Origin of the sequence: Roseivivax isoporae LMG 25204 (assembly GCF_000521865.1) — a bacterium.
In the GTDB taxonomy this organism is placed as follows: Bacteria; Pseudomonadota; Alphaproteobacteria; order Rhodobacterales; family Rhodobacteraceae; genus Roseivivax; species Roseivivax isoporae.
In genome coordinates this window covers 63067-83383 of sequence record NZ_JAME01000024.1, presented here as the reverse complement: position 1 = coordinate 83383, position 20317 = coordinate 63067, and the positions used below count along the sequence as shown (strand labels likewise).

General features: G+C 70.9%; 19 protein-coding genes. 7 read left to right on the top strand and 12 right to left on the bottom strand.

Annotation, left to right across the window (positions count from 1 at the left end; translation table 11 throughout):
* On the top strand, window positions 1-473 hold a 473-nt coding region (locus RISW2_RS15440; RefSeq protein WP_156943866.1), incomplete at its 5' end, for a TIR domain-containing protein.
* Between the two features lie 128 nt (window positions 474-601).
* Here the strand turns inward: RISW2_RS15440 and RISW2_RS23590 are convergent.
* From RISW2_RS23590 to RISW2_RS15405, 7 genes are all read right to left on the bottom strand, one after another.
* Window positions 602-1156, bottom strand: coding sequence for a PRC-barrel domain-containing protein (locus RISW2_RS23590; RefSeq protein WP_051492076.1), 555 nt, complete (start codon window positions 1154-1156; stop codon window positions 602-604).
* Between the two features lie 131 nt (window positions 1157-1287).
* A complete protein-coding gene (locus tag RISW2_RS15430) occupies window positions 1288-1578 on the bottom strand; it encodes a 4a-hydroxytetrahydrobiopterin dehydratase (protein WP_043772924.1) in 291 nt (96 codons plus the stop codon).
* On the bottom strand, window positions 1575-2774 hold the full coding sequence (locus RISW2_RS15425; RefSeq protein ID WP_043772923.1) for a GNAT family N-acetyltransferase: 1200 nt from the start codon (window positions 2772-2774) through the stop codon (window positions 1575-1577). The genes RISW2_RS15430 and RISW2_RS15425 overlap by 4 nt, the downstream gene beginning before the upstream one ends.
* A gap of 107 nt (window positions 2775-2881) precedes the next feature.
* On the bottom strand, window positions 2882-3637 hold the full coding sequence (locus RISW2_RS15420) for a glycerophosphodiester phosphodiesterase family protein (RefSeq protein WP_043772921.1): 756 nt from the start codon (window positions 3635-3637) through the stop codon (window positions 2882-2884).
* Between the two features lie 5 nt (window positions 3638-3642).
* The gene (locus tag RISW2_RS15415; RefSeq protein WP_043772919.1) at window positions 3643-4110 is read right to left on the bottom strand and encodes a RidA family protein; all 468 of its coding nucleotides are present in this window, start codon (window positions 4108-4110) and stop codon (window positions 3643-3645) included.
* A gap of 167 nt (window positions 4111-4277) precedes the next feature.
* Window positions 4278-5624 carry an ammonium transporter gene (locus RISW2_RS15410; RefSeq protein ID WP_043772917.1) on the bottom strand — a complete coding sequence of 449 codons (1347 nt, stop codon included), beginning with the start codon at window positions 5622-5624 and terminating at the stop codon, window positions 4278-4280.
* A 58-nt stretch (window positions 5625-5682) separates the two neighbouring features.
* Window positions 5683-6021: a P-II family nitrogen regulator gene (locus tag RISW2_RS15405; protein WP_043772914.1), complete on the bottom strand. Its 339-nt coding sequence runs from the start codon at window positions 6019-6021 to the stop codon at window positions 5683-5685.
* A 259-nt stretch (window positions 6022-6280) separates the two neighbouring features.
* Here RISW2_RS15405 and RISW2_RS15400 point away from each other — a divergent pair, with 259 nt between their 5' ends.
* The 3 genes from RISW2_RS15400 (at window position 6281) to RISW2_RS15390 (ending at window position 11833) form a co-directional block, all read left to right on the top strand.
* A complete protein-coding gene (locus tag RISW2_RS15400; protein ID WP_043772912.1) occupies window positions 6281-8536 on the top strand; it encodes a transglycosylase domain-containing protein in 2256 nt (751 codons plus the stop codon).
* Between the two features lie 256 nt (window positions 8537-8792).
* Entirely contained in the window at window positions 8793-10526 is a 1734-nt protein-coding gene (locus RISW2_RS15395; RefSeq protein ID WP_043772909.1) for a type I secretion system permease/ATPase, read from the top strand.
* Window positions 10523-11833: an HlyD family type I secretion periplasmic adaptor subunit gene (locus RISW2_RS15390; protein WP_043772907.1), complete on the top strand. Its 1311-nt coding sequence runs from the start codon at window positions 10523-10525 to the stop codon at window positions 11831-11833. Before RISW2_RS15395 ends, RISW2_RS15390 begins: the two co-directional genes overlap by 4 nt.
* A gap of 108 nt (window positions 11834-11941) precedes the next feature.
* Here the strand turns inward: RISW2_RS15390 and RISW2_RS15385 are convergent, their stop codons facing one another.
* The 3 genes from RISW2_RS15385 to ubiA are packed head-to-tail and all read right to left on the bottom strand — an operon-like array spanning window position 11942 to window position 15228.
* Window positions 11942-12268, bottom strand: a complete 327-nt coding sequence (locus RISW2_RS15385; RefSeq protein ID WP_043772905.1) for a hypothetical protein — start codon at window positions 12266-12268, stop codon at window positions 11942-11944.
* The gene (locus RISW2_RS15380; protein ID WP_043772903.1) at window positions 12265-14208 is read right to left on the bottom strand and encodes an OmpA family protein; all 1944 of its coding nucleotides are present in this window, start codon (window positions 14206-14208) and stop codon (window positions 12265-12267) included. Before RISW2_RS15380 ends, RISW2_RS15385 begins: the two co-directional genes overlap by 4 nt.
* A 60-nt stretch (window positions 14209-14268) precedes the next feature.
* Window positions 14269-15228: a 4-hydroxybenzoate octaprenyltransferase gene (gene ubiA / locus RISW2_RS15375; protein WP_043772901.1), complete on the bottom strand. Its 960-nt coding sequence runs from the start codon at window positions 15226-15228 to the stop codon at window positions 14269-14271.
* A gap of 12 nt (window positions 15229-15240) precedes the next feature.
* On the opposite strand from ubiA, the gene RISW2_RS15370 reads away from it, so the two are divergent.
* The 3 genes from RISW2_RS15370 (at window position 15241) to RISW2_RS15360 (ending at window position 17929) form a co-directional block, all read left to right on the top strand.
* Entirely contained in the window at window positions 15241-15963 is a 723-nt protein-coding gene (locus RISW2_RS15370; RefSeq protein ID WP_043772899.1) for a 16S rRNA (uracil(1498)-N(3))-methyltransferase, read from the top strand.
* The gene (locus RISW2_RS15365; protein ID WP_043772897.1) at window positions 15960-16487 is read left to right on the top strand and encodes a hypothetical protein; all 528 of its coding nucleotides are present in this window, start codon (window positions 15960-15962) and stop codon (window positions 16485-16487) included. The genes RISW2_RS15370 and RISW2_RS15365 overlap by 4 nt, the downstream gene beginning before the upstream one ends.
* Window positions 16488-16558: 71 nt before the next feature.
* Window positions 16559-17929 carry a glutamate--cysteine ligase gene (locus tag RISW2_RS15360; protein ID WP_043772895.1) on the top strand — a complete coding sequence of 457 codons (1371 nt, stop codon included), beginning with the start codon at window positions 16559-16561 and terminating at the stop codon, window positions 17927-17929.
* 36 nt (window positions 17930-17965) lie between these two features.
* Here the strand turns inward: RISW2_RS15360 and RISW2_RS15355 are convergent, their stop codons facing one another.
* Together RISW2_RS15355 and RISW2_RS23585 are read right to left on the bottom strand one after the other, a co-directional pair.
* A complete protein-coding gene (locus RISW2_RS15355) occupies window positions 17966-19540 on the bottom strand; it encodes a gamma-glutamyltransferase family protein (protein ID WP_043772893.1) in 1575 nt (524 codons plus the stop codon).
* Window positions 19541-19763: 223 nt separating this feature from the next.
* Window positions 19764-20315, bottom strand: coding sequence for an ATP-binding protein (locus tag RISW2_RS23585; protein WP_051492075.1), 552 nt, complete (start codon window positions 20313-20315; stop codon window positions 19764-19766).
* Window positions 20316-20317 lie beyond the last annotated feature (2 nt).

Sequence of the window (20317 nt, the reverse complement as noted above, 5' to 3'; positions counted from 1 at the left end):
GGCGGGCGCCCGCGCGGGCGCAGTCGTCGGCGGATGTGACGGCCGGCGCGCGCGTCTTCCTGAGCTTTTCGTCGAAGGATGCGGCGGCGGCGGACCGGATCGTCGCGGCCTTTGCCGCGGGTGCGCCGGAGGTGCGGGTCTTCGATTTCCGCCGCGACATCGAGATCGGCGTCGCCTACCAGCGCGAGGTCGACGCGGCGCTGAAGCGGAGCGACAGGGCGCTCTGCCTGGTCAGCCCCGACTACATGGCCTCGGGCGAGTGCCTCGAGGAGCTGATGGTCGCGCGGCTGCGCAACAAGCGGTCGGGGTTCGGGTTCCTCTGGCCGGTCTACTGGCGCAACGTGCCGGACGGGCTCGAGGAATGGATCCAGATCCTGAACTACGCCGATTGCCGGGAATGCGATTCGGTGCGGCTCGAGACGGCGGTCAGGGCGCTCGCGGCGCAGCTCGCGTCACGGCAGGGGGTCCGCTGACGGGGTGGCCCGCCTGCCGGAGGGACAGACGGGCCTTGCCGGCGACCGGCCGGACCTCGGGCCGGCACCGGCATCGACACCGCGTGCCACGCGTGCGGGATCGCGCGGTCCGCGGTCAACCGGCGGGGTTACCACCAGTTTTCTTCGACCTCCTGCATCTGTTCGAGCTCGTCGCCCGAATAGCGCGTCACGAAGCTGTAGGCGTTGTCCTCGTCGATGCTCGCGAACTTGGCGTCGTCGAGGTTGAGCAGCACGTGGTCGTCGCCGATGTCGAGAAAGCCGCCATGTTCGACGATGAGCCCGGTCATCTTGCCGTCCGGCGTCATCGCGATGTCGGTCACGGTGCCGACCTGTTCCCACTCGGTCTCGACTTCCTCGTAGTAGGGCGTGTCTTCCCAGGTCGACATGTCGTAGTCGTTGCCGACGGTGTAGACCTCGCTGCCCTGGATCTCGGAGGCGCGGATCACGTTCTCGAGGTTCTCGGTGCCGAGGCTGCCGCTCTGGTAGTCGGAGCCCGAACCGGACTGGCCGGCATATTGCGAATTGCCCTGGGTCTGCGTGTCGCCCTGGGTCTGGGCGGTGCCCTGGGAGCCGGTCTGCGTGTTGCCCTGCGAGGTGTCCTGGGCGATGGCGGCGACGGGAAGTCCCGCCGCGAGGACGATCGTGGATACGGTGCGGAGCATGTCGTCTCCTTTCATGTCCTGAGTTGGTTTCCGCGGCCCGAACAGCGGGACGGCGGAAATGTTTCAGGAAATCCGCAGGAGACGGGCGGGCCGGGCGGGGCGCCCCGAGGCGCGGTCCGCCCGGCGCGGGGTCAGAGCGTGTCGAGCTTGCGCGCGAGCTTGGCGTCGAGGCTCGACAGGCCGTCCACGTCGTGGGTGGTCAGCGTCACCGTCACCGTGTTGTAGACGTTCGTCCATTCGGGATGGTGGTCCCACTTCTCGGCCCAGATGGCGGCCCGCGTCATCCAGCCGAAGGCGGAGACGAAGTCGTCGAACTTGTAGGTCTTCTGGATCGCGTCGCGGCCGTCCGTCATGGACCAGCCGTTGTCCAGGAGCGGGGCCAGCATGGTGTCGCGGGCGGTGTCGCTCAGTTTCTCGGTCATTCCTGTTCCTCGATAGTCGCTTTGCGGAACGGGCCGAAGGCGGTGAGCACCTCGATGTCCTCGCCCACGGCGCGGCGCTCGGCGTCGACATAGCGCGCGACCGCCTCGGCGAAACCCTTGTCGCGCAGGTAATGCAGCGAATGGGTGGGCGCCGGCAGATACCCGCGTGCGAGCTTGTGTTCGCCCTGCGCCCCGGCCTCGACGCGGTCGAGCCCCTGCGCGATGGCGAAGTCGATGGCCTGGTAGTAGCAGGCCTCGAAATGCAGGCAGTCGTGGTGTTCGACGCAGCCCCAGTAGCGGCCGTAGAGCGCGTCGCGGCCGATGAAGTTCAGCGCGCCGGCCACCGGGCGGCCGTCGCGCGTCGCCATGACGAGCGCGATGTCGTCGCGCAGCGTCTCGTGCGCGATCGCGAAGAAGCGCCGCGTGAGGTAGGGCATGCCCCATTTGCGCGCCCCGGTGTCCTGGTAGAAGGTCCAGAACGCGTCCCAGTGGTCCGGCCGGATGGCGTCGCCGGTCAGCATCTCGATCGTGCCGCCGAATTCGTGGGCGATGCGGCGCTCGCGGCGGATGGTCTTGCGCTTGCGCGACGAGAGATCGCCGAGGAAGGCGTCGAAATCGGCATAGCCGCGATTGTGCCAGTGGAATTGCTGCGTGGTGCGGCGCAGGAGGCCCATCGCCTCTCCCGCCGCCGCCTCGGCCTCGGTGCAGAAGGTGACGTGTGCCGAGGAGAGCCCGTTGTCGGCGCAGATCTGCGCGAGCCCCTGCACGATGGCCGAGGCGCCGGTCACGTCGTGGCCGGGCCTGGTGAGGAAGCGCCGGCCGGTCGCCGGCGTGAAGGGCACCGCGACCTGAAGCTTGGGATAGTAGCGCCCGCCCGCGCGTTCGTAGGCATTCGCGAAGGCGTGGTCGAAGATGTATTCGCCCTGGCTGTGCGACTTCACGTAGAGCGGCGCGCAGGCGATGACCTCGCCGTCCGCCTCGACGGTCAGGTAGCGCGGATCCCAGCCGCTGCCGGCGCCGACCGATCCCGAGCGTTCGAGCGCCGACAGGAAGCGGTAGGTGGTGAAGGGGTCGCGGGGACGGCCGCCCTCCGCGGCTTCGGGGCAGGCGCAGGCATCCCATGTCGCCTGACCGATGTCGTCGAGCCGCTCGTGCGCGCTGAGCGTGATCGCAGGTCCCGGGCTTTCGCAGGTCATGGGCAGGATCCCGTGTGTCGTGGGCAATGGGGGCCGTCCGGTCGACCGGCCTCAGGGACGGCGGGCGCGCCTGTCCCGTGCATGATCTGTGGCGCGGCCGGGCCGGTTCAAGCGGCGTAGCCCTCGAAGGTCACGTTCGCCGCGACGCGCCGCGCGGCCGCCTCGGCCTCGGCCGAGCGGATCGTCCAGCAGAGGATCGCGACGCCCTGCGCGGCCAGCTCGGCAAGGCGCGGATTGTCGAGGTCTCGGGCGTCGTGGCTGACGAAACTCGCCCCCGTGGGCCCGGCATCGGGGATTGCGCGCAGGCGGTCGCGGACGGGGGCGGGCACGTCTGGCCATTCGGCCGCGGGAAAGGCGCAGGTGACGAGGCCGCGCGGCAGGCCGGGCGCCGCGCGGGCGAGCGCCGCGACCGCGTGCGGGTTGAACGACATGAGGGCCACCGGGCCCGCGTAGCCCGCGAGGTCGGCGGCAGCGGCGGCCTCGAGCGCGCCCACGCCCGGCCCGAGCGCGCCGTCCTGGTCCTTGATCTCGACGAGGAGCGGCACGCGCCCGGCCACGCACGCGAGGATCTCGGCGAAGGTCGGAATGGTCTCGGACCCGTGGCGGAGCGGGATCGCCGCGAGGTCCGCGGCGGTGCGCGCGGCCAGCGGGCCGGTGGCGTCGGTCAGGCGGTCGAGGGCCGCGTCGTGGAAGACCATGGCGACGCCGTCGGCCGAGAGCTGCAGGTCGATCTCGATCCCGTAGCCGCCGGCGATGGCGGCCGCGACCGCCGCGCGCGAGTTCTCGGGCCGGCCGTCGCGGGCGCGGTGCAGGCCGCGATGGGCGATCGGCCGGTCGAGGAAGGCGCGCGGCAGCGGGACCATGGCGGTCACGACTCGAGCTGGAAGATCCCCTCGATCTCGACCGCGACGCCGAAGGGCAGCGACCCGGCCGACACGGCGGAGCGCGCGTGGCGCCCGGCCTCGCCCAGGATCTCGACCATGAGGTCGGAGGCGCCGTTCACCACCTTGGGCTGGTCGGTGAAGTCGGGGGTCGAATTGACGAAGCCCGTGAGCTTGACCACGCGGCGGAGCTTCTTCAGGTCGCCGCCGCAGGCCGCGCGGACCTGAGAAAGGAGCGACAGCGCGCAGGAGCGTGCGGCCTCGGCGCCCTGTTCGGCCGAGAGGTCCTGCCCGAGCTTGCCGGTGATGAACCCGTCGGGGGTCTGGCTGATCTGGCCCGAGACGTGCAGCAGGTCGCCCACCAGCACGTAGGGCACGTAGTTCGCGGCCGGCGCGGGCGCGTCGGGCAGCACGTAGCCCAGTTCGGTCAGGCGGGTGTCGATGTCGTGGGTCATGGAATCCTCGGGAATCGCGGGTGTCGCGCCGGAGGCTAGGCCCGCCCGCCGGCCGAGGAAAGGGCGGGGGACGCGAAAGTTCCGGCGCGCGCGCCCGCGGCGCGGACACGAAAAAGCCCGGGCGCGAACGCCCGGGCAGGGATCAAGGACCGATCGGAAGGAGGAAATCAGCCCTTGGAGAACTCGGGATAGGCCTCCATCCCCATCTCGGCCATGTCGAGGCCGGTGATCTCGTCCTCCTCGCTGACACGGATGCCCATGACCGCCTTGAGGATGATCCACACGATGATGGAGACGACGAAGACGAACACGCCGATCGACACGACGCCGATGATCTGCGTCACGAAGCTGGTGCCCTCGGTGTAGAACGGCACGGCGATGGTGCCCCAGATGCCCGCCAGCAGGTGGACGGGGATGGCGCCGACGACGTCGTCGATCTTCATCTTGTCGAGCATGGGAACGGTCACGACCACGATGATGCCGCCGATCGCGCCGATCCAGAGCGCACCGAAGAGCGTGGGATCGAGCGGGCCCGCGGTGATCGACACGAGGCCAGCCAGCGCGCCGTTCAGCACCATGGTGAGGTCGGGCTTCTTGTACATGATCTGGGTCAGGATCAGCGCGGTCACCGCACCCGCCGCCGCGGCCATGTTGGTGTTGGCGAAGATGCGGCTGACATCGGTGATGTCGCCCACGGTGCCCGCGGCCAGCTGCGAGCCGCCGTTGAAGCCGAACCAGCCGAGCCACAGGATGAACGTGCCGAGCGTGGCGAGCGCGAGGTTCGAGCCCGGGATCGGCATCACGCGGCCGTCCTTGGAGTACTTGCCGATGCGCGGCCCGAGGACGAGGGCGCCCGCGAGCGCCGCGAAGCCGCCCGCCGCGTGCACCAGCGTCGAGCCCGCGAAGTCGGAGAAGCCCATTTCCGACAGCCAGCCGCCGCCCCACTGCCAGGACGCCTCGATCGGGTAGATGAAGCCGGTGAGGACCACGACGAAGATCAGGAAGGGCCAGAGCTTGATGCGCTCGGCCAGCGTGCCCGACACGATCGAGGCGGTGGTGGCGCAGAACATCAGCTGGAAGAAGAAGTCGGAGCCGACCGACGCGTAGTCGAGCGAGGCATCCGCTGCCCCGAGGCCCACGGGCTCGAGCACGGCGGGCGAGAACAGCGTGCCGACGTAGCCCGCCACGGTCCAGCCGTCACCCGGGTACATCAGGTTGAAGCCCACGAACCAGTACATGATGCCGGCGATCGAGAAGAGCGCGATGTTCTTGGCGCACTGCATCGTCACGTTCTTGGACCGCACGAGGCCCGCCTCGAGCATGGCGAAGCCCGCCGCCATCCACATCACCAGGAAGCCGCCCACGAGGAACAGCAGCGTCGTCATGATGTAGGGGCCGATCTCGTCGAAACCGGGCGCCGCGGCCTCGGCGGCCTCGGTCGCGTCCTGCGCGAAGCCCAGCGTCGGCAGCACCAGGAGCGCCGCGAGGGGGGCCAATTTCTGCAAGGTTTTCATGTGTTCCGTTTCCCTAAAATCTTTACGTCGCAGCGGCGGACCTGCACCGGGCCGCCGGTCAGAGCGCGTCCGCGTTGGTTTCGCCCGTCCGCACGCGCACCGCGTGCTCCACCCCGAGGACGAAGATCTTGCCGTCGCCGATCTTGCCGGTCTGGGCGGTCTTCGCGATCGTCTCGACGACCTGGTCGGCCATGGTTTCGGCAACCACGATCTCGAGCTTGATCTTGGGGACGAAGTTCACCGCGTACTCCGCACCGCGGTAGATCTCGGTATGTCCGGATTGCGAGCCGAAGCCCTTGATCTCTGTCACCATCATGCCGCGCACGCCGATGGCGGTCAGCGCCTCGCGGACCTCCTCCAGCTTGAACGGCTTGATCGTCGCAATGATGAGTTTCACCTGGATCCCTTTCGCTGTGGCAGGCCCGGCCCTGCATTTGCATGAGCAGGAAAAGAACCGCCGGGCGCGTGAGGAAAGCGGACATGCCCGAAAATCAGACCATCGGGTCGGGCTTGTTGCACAATTTTTGCACAAATGACGGAACGCGCCCAATAATCAGGCAAATTAAAAACTGGTGAAATGCGCGTGGCGGCGGTCCACATCCGCGCGCCGACCGACTATCTTGCGCGGCAATCACGATCGGCCGGGCAGGAACGACATGAGCGAGAAGGGACGCGGCAGGGGGCGGCTTGTGGCCGACCGCCGCTACGCAAAGGGCAAGGGCGGCAGCGCGCGGACCCAGGGCAGCAGCGGCGGGACACGCCAGGGGCGCAGCGGCACCCCGCGCAAGGCGCGCGGCGGGTCGGGCGGCGGCGGGCTGTTCGGCGGGCTCTTCCGCCGGCGCCGCGCGCCGAAGAAGCCCGCGCCGCGCCGGAGCGGGCCGATCGGGCTCGTGACCGCGCTTCTGTCCTGGATCGGCCGGCTCGCCTGGCTGGTGGTCAGCCGAGTGACGATCGTCGCGCTCCTGATCCTCGGCCTGATGGTGGGCTACACCTACACGACGCTGCCCGCGGTCGACGAGCTGCTCGACGGGCGGGCGCAGGGGTCGGTGACCATGGCCGACCGCGACGGGCGCGTCTACGCATGGCGCGGCGACCAGTTCGGCGGCGCGGTGACCGCCGACAGCGTCAGCCGGCACCTCAAGAACGCGGTGATCGCCACCGAGGACCGGCGCTTCTACTGGCACGCGGGCATCAGCCCGCGCGGCGTGGCGAGCGCCATCCGCATCAACCTGCGCGAGGGCCGCGGCCCGCTGCAGGGCCACGGCGGCTCGACCATCACCCAGCAGACCGCGAAGCTGCTCTGCCTCGGCACCGAGTACGACGCGAACGACTGGGAGAGCGAGGCCGCCTACATCGCCGATTGCCGCGAGACCTCGCTGGTGCGCAAGGCGCGCGAGGCGATCTACGCCATGGCGATGGAAGCGAAGTACTCGAAGGACGAGATCCTCTCGATCTACCTCAACCGCGCCTACATGGGCGGCGGCGCCTACGGGGCGGAAGCCGCGTCGCAACGCTACTTCTCGAAGCCCGCCTCGGCGCTCGAGCCCTCGGAGGCGGCGATCATCGCGGGCCTTCTCACCGCGCCGACCACCCTCGCGCCGACCAACGACCTCGAGCGCAGCCAGGCCCGTGCCTCGGTGGTGCTGGGGCTCATGGCCGAGCAGGGCTACCTGACCGCGGCGGAGGCGCAGGCGGCCCGGGCCGATCCCGCGACCCTGTCCGAGGAGGCCGAGGCGCGGCGCGGCGGCTACTTCGCCGACTGGATCATGGACACGCTGCCGCCCTTCGTCAGCGTCGACAGCCGGCAGGACGTGGACATCCGCACCACGCTCGACCCGGCGATCCAGCGCGCGGCCGAGGAAGGGCTCAAGGCGGTCTTCGAGGAGAAGGTGCGCGAGGGGTCCGAGGCGCAGGTGGCGGTCGTCGTGATGTCGGCGGACGGCGCGGTGCGCGGCATGGTGGGCGGCCGCAAGACCGGGGTGTCGGGCGTGTTCAACCGGGCCACGCAGGCGCGGCGGCAGACCGGGTCGGCGTTCAAGACCTTCGTCTACGCCACCGCGCTGGAGCTCGGCCGGTCGCCCTACGACGTGGTGGTGGACGAGCCGTTCTGCATGACCATTCCCGGCTCGGGCCAGTGGTGCCCGCAGAACTACAGCCGCAACTACGCCGGCCCGGTGACGCTGGTCGAGGCGCTGAAGCGGTCGCTGAACATCCCCGCGGTCAAGGTGTCCGAAGAGGCGGGCCGCGACCTCGTGGCGCGCGTCGCCACCGATTTCGGCATCGATTCGACCATCGTGCAGTCGCCCTCGGTGGCGCTGGGCGTGTCCGAGGCGACGCTGCTCGAGATGACGGGCGCCTATGCGGGCGTGCTGAACGGCGGCTCTTCGGTGCGCCCCTACGGGATCGAGGAGCTTCGCATCAAGGGCGATCCCGAGCCGCTGGTCGGCCGCCGCGGCGGCATGGGCGAGCGGGTGATTCGCGAGGAGGCCGCGCGCGAGCTGGTCTTCATGCTGGAGAAGGTCGTGAGCGAGGGCACGGGCACGCGCGCGCGGCTCGACGGCCGCCCCGCCGCGGGCAAGACCGGCACCTCGAACGAGCAGCGCGACGCGTGGTTCGTGGGCTTCACCGCCGATTACGTGGCGGGGGTCTGGATGGGCTACGACGACAACACGCCGCTGACCGGCGTGACGGGCGGGGGGCTTCCGGCCGAGATCTGGCGCGAGGTGATGACCCGCGTGCACGAGGGTCTCGAGGTGCGCCCGCTGCCCATGTCCGAGCCCGAGCGCCCCGAGCCGCAGCCGGTGCCGCAGGTCCAGCGCCAGCCGCAGCCGCAGCGCCAGCCGCAGCCCCAGACGAACGACCCGGTGGGCGATTTCGTCGGGCGGGTGCTGCGCGACATCTTCGGCAACTGACCGGCCCGGTTCGCGCCTGACGCGAACCGCCCCCGCGGGGGGGGCGGTTCCGGACTTGCGCTGACCGGCCGTCCGCCGCGGCATCCTTGCGTGCACGCCCGGCGCCCCCGAAAGGAAATTGCAATGTCGGCGGAATACGGTCACGCTTGCGACATGTGACCAAATCCATTTGTCGCCGAAGGGCGTCGTGCATTATTGAAGTCGCGGCCGGACGCACTGCTGCGCCCGGTTCCGCGAAGGGACGGACGAACACGCCATGAAAAGACCGGACGCCGAAAGCGGCCTCAGCGAACTGCGTGCCGTGCGCCGCGAGAGCCGGGGCTACTACTGGTTCGTGGGCATCTTCAGCTTCTTCGTGAACCTGCTGATGCTCACCGGCCCCATCTACATGCTGCAGGTCTACGACCGCGTGCTCGGCTCGCGGTCGATCGAGACGCTGATCGCGCTGTCGGTCCTCGTCGTGTTCCTCTACGGGATGATGGGGCTTCTCGACTACGTGCGCGGCCGGGTGATGGGCCGGGTCGCCGCGCGGTTCCAGTCGAAGCTCGACATGCGGGTGTTCGACGCGGTGGTGCGCCGCTCGGCGGTACAGCCGGACGAACTGGCCGCGACCGGCCTGCGGGACCTCGAATCGGTGCAGCGGCTCATGTCCTCGCCGGTCCTGATGGCCTTCTTCGACATTCCCTGGACGCCGTTCTTCCTGGTGGGCATCGCGCTGTTCCACCCCTGGCTCGGCTACCTCGCCATCGCGGGCGGCGCGCTGCTGATCCTGATCACGCTGGTCAACACCATGGTCACGCGCAACCCGACGTTGAAGTCGAACATGCAGACCATGCAGGCCGAACGGGTTTCGGACCAGATCCGCGCGGAATCCGAGATGGTGCAGGCCATGGGCATGCGCCGCGACGCCTTCCTGCGCTGGGCCGAGGCGCGGCGCGCCGCGCTCGCCGGCCAGATCGGGTCCTCCGACCTGCTCGGCTCGTTCACCACGCTGACCAAGACGCTGCGGCTCCTGCTGCAATCGGCGATGCTGGGGCTCGGCGCCTACCTGGTGCTGCAGGGCGAGATCACTCCGGGCGCGATGATCGCGGGCTCGATCCTGATGGGCCGGGCGCTGGCGCCCATCGAGCTTGCCATCGGCCAGTGGCCCATGGTCGAGCGCGCGCGCAAGGGCTGGAAGAACCTCGCGCAGCTCCTGTCCGAGGTGCCGCCCGAGATGCAGCGCACCGCCCTGCCGAAGCCCCGCGCCAAGCTCGAGGTGCAGCAGCTGACCGTCGTGCCCCCGGGCGAGACGCAGGCGGCGCTGCGCATCGTCAGCTTCACCGTGATGCCGGGCCAGGCGGTGGGCGTGATCGGTCCCTCGGGCGCGGGCAAGTCCACGCTCGCCCGCGCGCTGACCGGCGTGTGGCGGCCGGCGGGCGGCAAGGTGCGGCTCGACGGCGCCTCCCTCGAGCAATACGGCTCGGACGTGCTGGGCCAGCACATCGGCTACCTGCCGCAGCGGGTGACGCTGTTCGAGGGCACCATCGCCGAGAACATCGCGCGGCTCAGCCGGTCGCCCGACGACGCCGCGATCGTCGAGGCGGCCAAGAAGGCCGACGCCCACGAGATGATCCTGAAGCTGCCGGACGGCTACAACACCCGCGTCAGCTCGACCGGCGGACGGCTCTCGGGCGGCCAGATGCAGCGCATCGGCCTGGCCCGCGCCATGTACGGCAACCCGGTGATCCTGGTGCTCGACGAGCCCAACTCGAACCTCGACAACGAGGGCAGCCAGGCGGTGAACGCCGCCATCCGCCGCATGAAGGAAGAGGGCAAGTCGGTGCTCATCATGGCGCACCGGCCCGCCGCGATCCAGGAATGCGACATGCTGCTGATGCTCGAGGGCGGCAGCCGCGCCGCCTTCGGCCCCAAGGACGAGGTCCTGAAATCCATGGTGCGCAACCATGAGGAAATCGCGAAATCCGTTGCGCCCGGAGGTATGAGATGAGCGATCCCACCAAAGAGAGCTTTCCGCTGCGCGGGCCGATGCTGGTCGGCCTGACGGCGCTGCTGGTGCTCGTCGGCGGCTTCGGCGGCTGGGCGGCGACCACCAACATCTCGGGCGCCATCATCGCGTCCGGGCAGATCGAGGTCGACCAGAACCGGCAGGTGGTCCAGCACCCCGACGGCGGCGTCGTGTCCGAGATCCTCGTCGACGAGGGCGACGTGGTGGAGGAGGGCGACGTCCTGATCCGCCTCGACCCGACGATCCTGCAATCGGAGCTGACCATCGTCGAGGGCCAGTATTTCGAACTCATGGCGCGCCGGGCGCGGCTCGAGGCCGAACGGGACGAGATCGACACGGTGACCTTCCCCGACGAACTGCTCGAGCGCGCGGCGACCGACGCCGAGGTCGAGGAGGTGGTCGAGGGGCAGGAGAACCTGTTCTTCGCGCGGAACGAGACGATCACCCGCGAGGTCGAGCAGCTGACCAAGCGGTCCGAGCAGATTGCCGACCAGATCGACGGCATCGACGCCCAGCAGGAGGCGCTGTCGCGGCAGCTCGAGCTCATCGAGAGCGAGCTCGGCGACCAGCAATCGCTGCTCGACCGCGGGCTCGCCCAGGCGAGCCGGGTCCTGGCGCTGCAGCGCGAGCAGGCGAACCTCGCCGGCCGGGTGGGCGAGCTTACGGCGTCGCGCGCGCAGTCGGACGGCCGCATCACCGAGCTCGACATCGAGATCCTGTCGCTGCGGACCCAGCGGCGCGAGGAGGCGATCACCGAACTGCGCGACCTGCGGTTCCGCGAGCGCGAGCTGGCAGAGCAGCGCCGCGCCCTGCGCGAGCGGCTGTCGCGGCTCGACCTGACGGCGCCGGTCTCGGGCGTGGTCTACGGGCTGCAGGTCTACACGCCGCGGTCGGTCATCAAGGCCGCGGACCCGGTCATGTTCATCGTCCCGCAGGACCGGCCGCTGGTGATCGCCGCGCAGGTGCTGCCGATCCACATCGACCAGCTGTTCGTCGGGCAGGAGGTGACGCTGCGCTTCCCGGCGCTCGACCAGCGGCAGACGCCGGAGCTGTTCGGCGAGGTGACGCTGGTCTCGGCGGACGCCTTCCAGGACGACCGCAACGAGGCGAGCTATTACCGCGCCGAGATCGTGCTGTCGGAGGGGCAGATCAACCGTCTGCCCGAGAGTTCGACGCTGATCCCCGGCATGCCGGTCGAGGCCTTCATCCGCACCGCCGACCGCACGCCGCTGGCCTACCTGGTGAAGCCGTTCACCGACTACTTCGCCAAGGCGTTCCGCGAGAGCTGAGACCCCGGCCGCGCGCGCGGCCGGCGCCCGGAAACGAAAGACCCCGGCACCGCGCGGTGCCGGGGTCTTTTCGCATCAAGGCCCGCCGGGCGGGACCTGCGGTGGCGGTCAGGTCGAGCTCATCCGCTCCGCGTAGGCGCGCATTTCCTCGGCTTCCTGGCGGGCCTCGCGCAGGCCCTCCATCGCGGCCGAAAGCTCTGCCTCGGTCTGGGCGAGCTGGTTGGTCAGTTCCGCCTCGCGCTGCTGCAGGTAGGTGATCGCCTGGTCGCGCGTCTCCTCGGCCTCGTGCAGCTCCTGGCTCATGCGTTCGAGCTCGTTCACGTCGGCCTGGCTCACGCGGGTGAAGCGGTGCAGCATCCAGTGGGCGAACCAGCCGAGGCAGAACGCGACGAACAGGATGATCGCGGTGGCCACGATGAACTCGATCCTGTTCATTCCCCGGTCCCCTCGTCCTCGGCGGCGTCGTCGGCATCCTCGGGCGCGATCGCGTCCTCGAACGCTTCATCGCCTGTCGGCTCGGGATATTCAACGTCTTCCGAGGCCAGCGGCTCGTCCGATTGGGGGTCCTCGGCGATCAGGGTGAACTCGATCCGGCGGTTTGCCTCGCGGCCGACCTCGGTGTCGTTGTCCGCGATCGGGCGTTCCTCGCCATAGCCGGTGGCGCGGTACGCCGCGGTGAGCACGCGGCGGCGGCGCAGCTCGTTCAGGACCGCCTCGGCGCGTTCCTGGCTCAGCTGCTGGTTCATCACCTCGCGGCCCTGGCTGTCGGTGTGGCCCTGGATCTCGAGGGGGATGTCGCCGCAGAGCTTCAGCAGCTCGCCGATCTCGTCGAGGATGTCCTTGGCCGAGGAATCGAGCGTGGCCGATCCCGGTTCGAAGGTGATCTTGCGGTTGCCCACGATCTCGCGGATCTGCGCGACGCATTCGGGCGGCGTCGGGATGCCGAGCGAGGGGTCGAGCTTCTCGAGGTAGGTGACCTCGATGTCGTACTCGCTCTCGCCGAGCTTCTCGGTCAGGAGCGCGGCGATCTCGGTGCTCGCCTCGGAATTGCCGGTATCGCCGCGGACCGCGATGCCTTCGGTGGTGACCCTGAGCGAGCCGTTGGCGAGCATCGACAGCGCCTCGAGCCCGGCGAGGACCCGCGCCGACCAGGCGTCGGGCAGGGCGTCGTCGATGCGGGTGCCGATGGTGACCGCGTCCGAACCGAAGCGCGCGCGGGCATAGCTGTCGACCGTGGTGCGCGCGACCTCGGAGGCCAGGCGGCCGCGGAGCTGCACCTGCCCCTCGGGGCTGAGCGTCGCGGTGAACTCGACCGGGCCGCGGTCTGCGGCGGGATCGGGCGGCTCGGGCAGCACGGCGTCGAGCACGAAGGGATCGGGCAGCGCCGCCTCGAGCCGGCCCACCACGTCGTCGAAACGGTCGGGCGGGGTGCCCTGCGGCGCGATCAGGGACACGTCGGCGTTCGAGAAGGTGACCGACCCGCCGTCGAGAGCCGCCACCGCGCCGATGGCGCCGGCCGCGGCCGCGCCCCAGTCGCGCGACGGGGTACCGAGTCCCAGCACGCAGCCCGGCGTGCCGGTGGTGCCGGCAGCGCGCGCGGCCTCGATGATTCGCTGCCGGCTCTCCTCGCTGTCGGCCGAGCAGGCGTCGAAGCGCGCGCCCTCGCCGTCCTTCACGAAGCGCAGCGCGAAGGGCGAGATGACCGGCCGGGGCGCCGAGATGTCGAGCGACACGGCGAGCGAGCCGGGCGAGGCGCGTTCGAGCGCGTTGCTCACGCGGCGGCGGTCCTCGACGCTGTCAGCCATGGCCTTGACCGCGACGCTGTCCGCGTCGACCGACACCTTGGAGCGCGGCAGGTCCTCGAGCGCGCGCACGGCAAGGCGGATCGCGTCGTTCCAGCCCTCGGGCACCGGGAAATCGGCGGTCTCGAGCAGGTCCGCCACCTCGCCGTCCTCGCCGACGATCCCGGTCACGGTCCCGACAAGGCGGGCGCGGTCGAAATCGGCGGGCACGAGCCCGATCAGCTGCACGGTGTCGTCGTTGCGCAGGATCTCGATCGAGAAATGCGGCGGCTGGATGTCCGCGGCCTCGGCCACGAGCGTCTCGTCGATGATGCGGGCCGCGTCGACCACCTGGCGCGCGACGGAGGCCGCGCGCAGGCGTTCCGCCTCGTCGGGCGCGGTGCCGTGCACGAAGACCTGGAGCCCGTTCGCATCCACCTGCGCCCAGTCGATGCCCTCCGCGCGCAGCCGTTCGGTGACGGCGTCGATCGAGCCGTCCTCGATCGCCCCGACCGAGAAGACGGCGGCGACGACCGACATGGCGGCGGCGGCGGTGAAGGTTCCAGAAAGGATGGCGATGACGGAGAGGCGCATGGGTCCGGATCGGTCGTTTACGGAATGGCCCGTGATAGGGCGTGGGCCCGCCTGCCGCAATCAGGCAAGGCAGGCGGCGGCGAAAAACAGCACGGGCAGAAGGCCCGCGTCGCGGTTCGACCGGAAGAGCCGCAGGAGCCCCGGATGATCGACCATGTCCAGCCGCCGCAGCTGCCAGTGCATGTGCCAGCCCATCGCCCACGGGCCCGCGATGGCGAGGACGAGCGTGCCGATCTCGCCCGAGGGGGCGGCGGTCACGATCGCGAGACCCATGAGCGCGACGGTGGCCACGAGGAACCCCGCAAGCCAGCGCGGCGTCGCCTCGCCAAAGAGCCGCGCGGTCGACTTGACCCCGATCAGCGCATCGTCCTCGGCGTCCTGGTGGGCATAGATCGTGTCGTAGAAGAGCGTCCACGAGATGCCGGCGAGGTAGAGCAGGACCGCCGGCCATTCGAGCCGCCCGGTATGCGCGGTCCAGGCGAGCAGCGCGCCCCAGTTGAACGCGAGCCCGAGGAAGATCTGGGGCCACCAGGTGAACCGCTTGGCGAAGGGATAGACCGCCACCGGCAGAAGCGCGAGGATGCCGAGCGCGATCGCCGCCGCGTTGAAGGTGACGAGGATCAGGAAGGCGGCCAGCGACTGCGCGCAGGCCCAGGCGAAGGCCGCGCGCGCGCTGACCGCGCCCGAGGGGATCGGCCGCGCTGCGGTGCGTGCCACCGAGCCGTCGATGCCGCGGTCGGTGATGTCGTTCCAGGTGCAGCCGGCGCCGCGCATGAGGATCGCGCCGATGCCGCAGCCCGCGAAGATCCACAGGTCGAAGAGCCGCGGCGCGCCATCATGCGCGATGGCGAGGAAGAGCCCCCACCAGCACGGCAGGAGCAGCAGCCACGTGCCGATGGGCCGGTCGAGGCGCGAGAGCCGGAAATAGGGTTTTAGGCTTGCGGGCGCGTGGCGGTCCACCCAGTTTCCGCGATAGGCGTCGGCGATGCCGCCCTCTGGCGTCTGCACGTCGTCGCGCATAAGGTCCGCTCCATGTCCAGGGTCAGGCTGTTTGTAGATCACCCGCTTGCCGCGGGACAACCGGTTCCCCTCTCGCGGGAGGAGGCGCATTACCTCTTCGGGGTCATGCGGATGGCCGAGGGGGCGGAGCTGATCCTGTTCAACGGCCGCGACGGCGCGTGGCGCGCGCGGGTGGCCGAGGCGGGCAAGCGTGGCGGCCTGCTCGAGCCCGAGGACCAGGTTGCGCCGCAGGTGATGCCGCCCGATGTCTGGCTGCTGTTCGCCCCGGTCAAGAAGGCGCGCACCGACTTCATCGTCGAGAAGGCGGTCGAGATGGGCGCACGGCGCATCGTGCCGGTGATGACGGATTTCACAAATTCCGAACGGGTGCGGCAGGATCGCCTGCAGGCCCACGCCAAGGAGGCGGCCGAGCAGTGCGGCGCGGTCTTCGTGCCCGAGGTCGCGGCGCCGGCGAAGCTGTCCGCGCTGCTGGCCGACTGGCCGGAAGAGCGCCGGCTCATGTTCTGCGACGAGGCTCGCGCGGGCGGGGCGGGCACGCTCGACCAGGCGACGGGCGCGGGACCGTGGGCGGTGCTGATCGGCCCCGAGGGCGGGTTTTCCGAAGCGGAGCGCGGCCGGCTCGACCGCCTGCCGCAGGCCCACGTGGCTGCGCTCGGTCCGCGCATCCTGCGGGCGGACACGGCGGCGGTCGCGGCGCTGACGCTCTGGCAGATGCGGTTCGGGGACTGGCGGTGAGCTTTCTGCGGCCCGGCGCGCGTCAGGCGATCAGGCGCTGGCGCGAGGCGCTCGCGGGGGCGGGCGCCGCGGCGCTCGGCGCGTGGTTCGTGCTGGGGGCCGGCGGGCTTCTCGGCGTCGTCGGCATCGGGCTGATCCTCGGCGGCGGCGCGCTGGCCGTCGCGGGCGTGCAGCGGGCACGGTTCCGCACCGGGGGCGGAGGGCAGGGAATCGTTCAGGTGTCCGAGGGGCGGATCGCCTATTTCGGCCCCCTCGACGGTGGAGTCGTCGACCTGTCGGAACTCGAGAGCCTCGCCGTCGATCCCACGGGGCGGCCGCTCCACTGGGTGCTGTCGCGCACCGGCGCACAGCCGCTGCGCGTGCCGGTCGATGCCGAGGGCGCCGATGCGCTCTTCGACGCCTTCGCGGCGCTGCCGGGCCTCAGGACCGAGCGGATGTTGCGCGCGATCGAGGCGCCGGGGCGTCACGTGCAGGTGATCTGGCAGCGCCCCGACCTGCGCCGCACCGCCATCGGGCTGCATTGACACCCCGCGCGCGACGGACCATCCCTGACAGCGGCACAGCGAACACCCAGAGATCACGGAGCCGTCGGCCCATGTCCATTCCACAATCCGGCGGCGGGCCGATCGAGCACGAGAGCCAGCTGGCCGCGTACCTCGCGGCGGGCTGCAAGCCCAAGGCCGACTGGCGCATCGGTACCGAGCACGAGAAGTTCGGCTACGTGAAGGCGACCCACGCGCCGCTGCCCTACCAGGGCGAGACCTCGGTGCGCGCGGTCCTCGAGGGCCTGCGCGACCGCCACGGCTGGGCGCCGGTCGAGGAGGCGGGCGAGCTGATCGGCCTGCAGAAGGACGGCGCGAACGTGTCGCTGGAGCCCGGCGGGCAGCTCGAACTGTCCGGCGCGCCGCTCGAGACCATCCACCAGACCTGCGACGAGGTGAACGAGCATCTCGCGCAGGTGCGCGACGTGGCCGACCGTGTGGGCGCGGGATATATCGGCCTCGGCGCCGCGCCCGAATGGATGCATGACGAGATGCCGATGATGCCCAAGGGCCGGTACCGGCTCATGGACGGCTACATGCAGAAGGTCGGAACCTCCGGCCAGGAGATGATGCGGCGGACCTGCACGGTCCAGGTCAACCTCGATTTCGCCTCCGAGGCGGACATGGTCAAGAAGATGCGCGTGGCGCTGGCCCTGCAGCCGGTCGCGACCGCGCTCTTCGCCAACTCGCCGTTCTTCGAAGGCCGAGAGAACGGGCACAAGTCGTGGCGTGCGCGGGTCTGGCGGCACCTGGACGACGCGCGCACGGGCATGCTGCCCTTCGTCTTCGACGAGGGCTTCGGCTTCGAGGCGTGGGTGCAGTACGCGCTCGACGTGCCGATGTACTTCGTCTACCGCGACGGGCGGTACATCGACGCTCTGGGCCAGTCGTTCCGCGATTTCCTCAAGGGCCGGCTGCCGGCGCTGCCGGGAGAGGTGCCGACGCTGTCGGACTGGGCCGACCACCTGACGACGATCTTCCCCGAGGCGCGGGTCAAGAAGTTCATCGAGATGCGCGGCGCCGACGGCGGCCCGTGGCGGCGCCTCTGTGCGCTGCCGGCCTTCTGGGTCGGCATCATGTACGAGGACGGCCCGCTCGACGCGGCGTGGGACCTCGTCAAGGACTGGGACGCCGAGACGCGCGAGGCGCTGCGGGTGGCGGCCTCCGTCGACGCGCTGCAGGCGCGCGTGAACGGCATCTCGATGCGCGAGATCGCCCGCGAGGCCGTGGCGCTGTCCGAGGCGGGGCTCAGGACGCGGGCGCGTCCGGGGGCCGGGGGTCTTCTGCCCGACGAGACGCATTTCCTGAACGCGCTGAAGGAAAGCGTCGAGACCGGCGAGGTGCCGGCGGACGAACTGCTCGCGCGCTACCGCGGCGACTGGAAGGGCGACCTGTCCCGCATCTACGCCGATTACAGCTACTGAGCGCGGCCGGGGGTGCCGACGCCCCCGGTGGTCCGGTCAGTATCCCAGCGCGCAGCCGTCCTTGCGGGGATCCGACGCGCCCTCGAGCACGCCCGAGGGATGGATGCGGATCGCCTGCGCGCCGCCGATGGGCTCGTCCGGCACGACGACCTCGTGGCCCATCTCGGCCAGCGCCGCGCGCACCTCGGGGGCATAGCCGCGTTCGACCTTGAGGACGCCCGCCTCGGGGAAACTGCGCGGCGCGTCGAGCGCCGATTGCGGATCGAGCCCGTAATCCGCCATGTTGGTCAGCACCCGCGCATGCCCCGCCGCCTGATACTGCCCGCCCATGACGCCGAAGGGCATGGTCACCCCGTCCGCGTCGGCGAGCATCGCCGGGATGATCGTGTGCATGGGCCGCTTGCCCGGGCCGATCTCGTTCGGATGCCCCGCCTCGAGGCAGAAGCCCGCGCCGCGGTTGTGCAGGAGGATGCCGTAGCGGTCGGTGGCGAGGCCCGAGCCGAAGCCGTGGAAGATCGAGTAGATGAGCGACACCGCCATGCGGTCGCGGTCGACCACGGTGATGTAGACGGTGTCGCGGTGCACCGCCTCTCGGGGTGCCGCGCCGCCGGGGGCCGCGCGCTTTCGGTCGATGCCCTCGGCGATGCGGCGGGCAGTGTCGGGCGACAGCATCTCGTCGAGCTCCGTCACGTGGGCGGGGTCGGCGACGATTCGGTTGCGCAGGGCATAGGCGGCCTTGGTCGCCTCGGCCTCGAGATGCGCGCGCGCGGCGCCGAAGGGATCGAGCGCCGAGAGGTCGAACTGCGCGAGGATGTTCAGGATCAGGATGGCGGTGGCGCCCTGGCCGTTGGGCGGATGCTCGAGCAGGCGATGGCCGCCATAGGCGCCCTCGATCGGGGCGCCGGTGTCGGTGCGCGCGTCGGCGAAATCCTCGGCCGTGTGGGTGCCGCCCGCGGCGGCGAGCGTGGCGAGCATGTCCTCCATCGCCGCGCCCCTGTAGAAGGCGGCGCGGCCGTCGCGGGCGATGGCCCGCAGGAGCTCGGCCTGGCCCGGCAGGCGGAAGACGTCGCCGGCGCGCGGCGCCGCGCCGTCGCGCAGGTAGTGGCGGCGCCCGGTGTCGGACAGCGTGCCGGTCAGGCGCGCCCAGTCGGCGGCGACGCGCGGTGCGACCGGCACGCCCTCGTCGAAATAGCGGATCGCGGGGGCGAGGCTGTCGGCGAGGCCGAGCTTGCCCCAGCGTTCGGACATGGCGCAGAAGGCGTCGATGGCGCCCGGCACGGTCACCGCGGCGCCCTCGTGCAGCGGCACGGTGTCGTGGCCGGCGGCACGCAGGGCGGCGGCGTCCGCGCCGCGGGGCGCGCGGCCCGATCCGTTCACCGCGACCACGTCCTCGCCCGGGCGCGAGACCAGCGCGAAGCAGTCGCCGCCGATGCCCGTCATCTGCGGCTCGCAGACCCCGAGAAGGACCGCGCCCGCGATGGCCGCGTCCATGGCGTTGCCCCCCGCCTGCAGGAGGCGGACGGCCTCGGCCGCGGCGATCGGGTGCGAGGTGGCACATAGGCCGTTCGCGGCAAAGACGGCCGAGCGGCCGGGCATGTGGAAATCGCGCATCGGTTGACTGTCCCCTCCGAGTATCGCGGGGATACTCGACCGAGCCGGGGACAGGGTCAACGCCGTTCCGTACGGTTGAAGACCTCGGCGCCGCGCACTGGGTGGGGGCTGTAACGACGCGGCGCCGAGGGAAGCCATATGCAGCTACAGGTGCAGGTATGGCCCGGCATTCGGGCGCCATTTGGCGGTCAATCTGACCTTTTCGCGGCGGACGCTCCCGGCGTCAGGCCGGTCCCTGCGGATCGAGGCGGACGCGCAGGCGGTTCGTTCCGTCCTCGCGGCGATAGTCGAGCGACGTCGCGAGGCTGCGCACGAGGTGCCAGCCCCAGCCGCCCTCGGGCATGTCGGCGCGCGCCACGGCGAGGTCGGGCAGGCAGGGCGCCGGCAGCGCGCCGCCGGGCATGGGCCGGCCGCGGTCGGCGATCGCGAGGTAGAGGCTGCCGCGGCGCGCGCGCACCTCGACCTCGACCGGCACGGGGGCTAGGTCGCGGAACGCATGTTCGGCGACGTTGTTCAGAAGCTCTGCCAGGACCAGGGCGCAGAGCCGCGCCGCCGCCGCATCGGCGCCGTGGGTGCGCAGCCGCGCCTCGCAGGCGGTGACGGCCGCGCGGATCGCGGACGGATCGGGCCAGACGCGGGTCGCAAAGACCAGCGCGGAGGGGCCGCGCGGCGGCGTGTCCGGATCGGGGGGCGCCGGGGCCGGATCGGGGCCGGGGCGGTCCGCGCGGGGGTCCGCCGCTTGGTGCTGCGCCGTTCCGGGCAGGGTCCGGGACATCG

What these genes read in the sequence shown, in the direction of transcription:
- RISW2_RS15390 (WP_043772907.1), top strand. Translation starts at nt 10,523, where the DNA reads ATGAGCGATCCCACCAAAGAGAGCTTTCCGCTGCGCGGGCCGATGCTG.
- RISW2_RS15415 (WP_043772919.1), bottom strand. Translation starts at nt 4,110, where the DNA reads ATGACCCACGACATCGACACCCGCCTGACCGAACTGGGCTACGTGCTG.
- RISW2_RS15380 (WP_043772903.1), bottom strand. Translation starts at nt 14,208, where the DNA reads ATGCGCCTCTCCGTCATCGCCATCCTTTCTGGAACCTTCACCGCCGCC.
- RISW2_RS15355 (WP_043772893.1), bottom strand. Translation starts at nt 19,540, where the DNA reads ATGCGCGATTTCCACATGCCCGGCCGCTCGGCCGTCTTTGCCGCGAAC.
- RISW2_RS15360 (WP_043772895.1), top strand. Translation starts at nt 16,559, where the DNA reads ATGTCCATTCCACAATCCGGCGGCGGGCCGATCGAGCACGAGAGCCAG.
- RISW2_RS15395 (WP_043772909.1), top strand. Translation starts at nt 8,793, where the DNA reads ATGAAAAGACCGGACGCCGAAAGCGGCCTCAGCGAACTGCGTGCCGTG.
- RISW2_RS15370 (WP_043772899.1), top strand. Translation starts at nt 15,241, where the DNA reads ATGTCCAGGGTCAGGCTGTTTGTAGATCACCCGCTTGCCGCGGGACAA.
- RISW2_RS15425 (WP_043772923.1), bottom strand. Translation starts at nt 2,774, where the DNA reads ATGACCTGCGAAAGCCCGGGACCTGCGATCACGCTCAGCGCGCACGAG.
- RISW2_RS15400 (WP_043772912.1), top strand. Translation starts at nt 6,281, where the DNA reads ATGAGCGAGAAGGGACGCGGCAGGGGGCGGCTTGTGGCCGACCGCCGC.
- RISW2_RS15430 (WP_043772924.1), bottom strand. Translation starts at nt 1,578, where the DNA reads ATGACCGAGAAACTGAGCGACACCGCCCGCGACACCATGCTGGCCCCG.
- RISW2_RS23590 (WP_051492076.1), bottom strand. Translation starts at nt 1,156, where the DNA reads ATGCTCCGCACCGTATCCACGATCGTCCTCGCGGCGGGACTTCCCGTC.
- RISW2_RS23585 (WP_051492075.1), bottom strand. Translation starts at nt 20,315, where the DNA reads ATGTCCCGGACCCTGCCCGGAACGGCGCAGCACCAAGCGGCGGACCCC.
- ubiA (WP_043772901.1), bottom strand. Translation starts at nt 15,228, where the DNA reads ATGCGCGACGACGTGCAGACGCCAGAGGGCGGCATCGCCGACGCCTAT.
- RISW2_RS15410 (WP_043772917.1), bottom strand. Translation starts at nt 5,624, where the DNA reads ATGAAAACCTTGCAGAAATTGGCCCCCCTCGCGGCGCTCCTGGTGCTG.
- RISW2_RS15420 (WP_043772921.1), bottom strand. Translation starts at nt 3,637, where the DNA reads ATGGTCCCGCTGCCGCGCGCCTTCCTCGACCGGCCGATCGCCCATCGC.
- RISW2_RS15385 (WP_043772905.1), bottom strand. Translation starts at nt 12,268, where the DNA reads ATGAACAGGATCGAGTTCATCGTGGCCACCGCGATCATCCTGTTCGTC.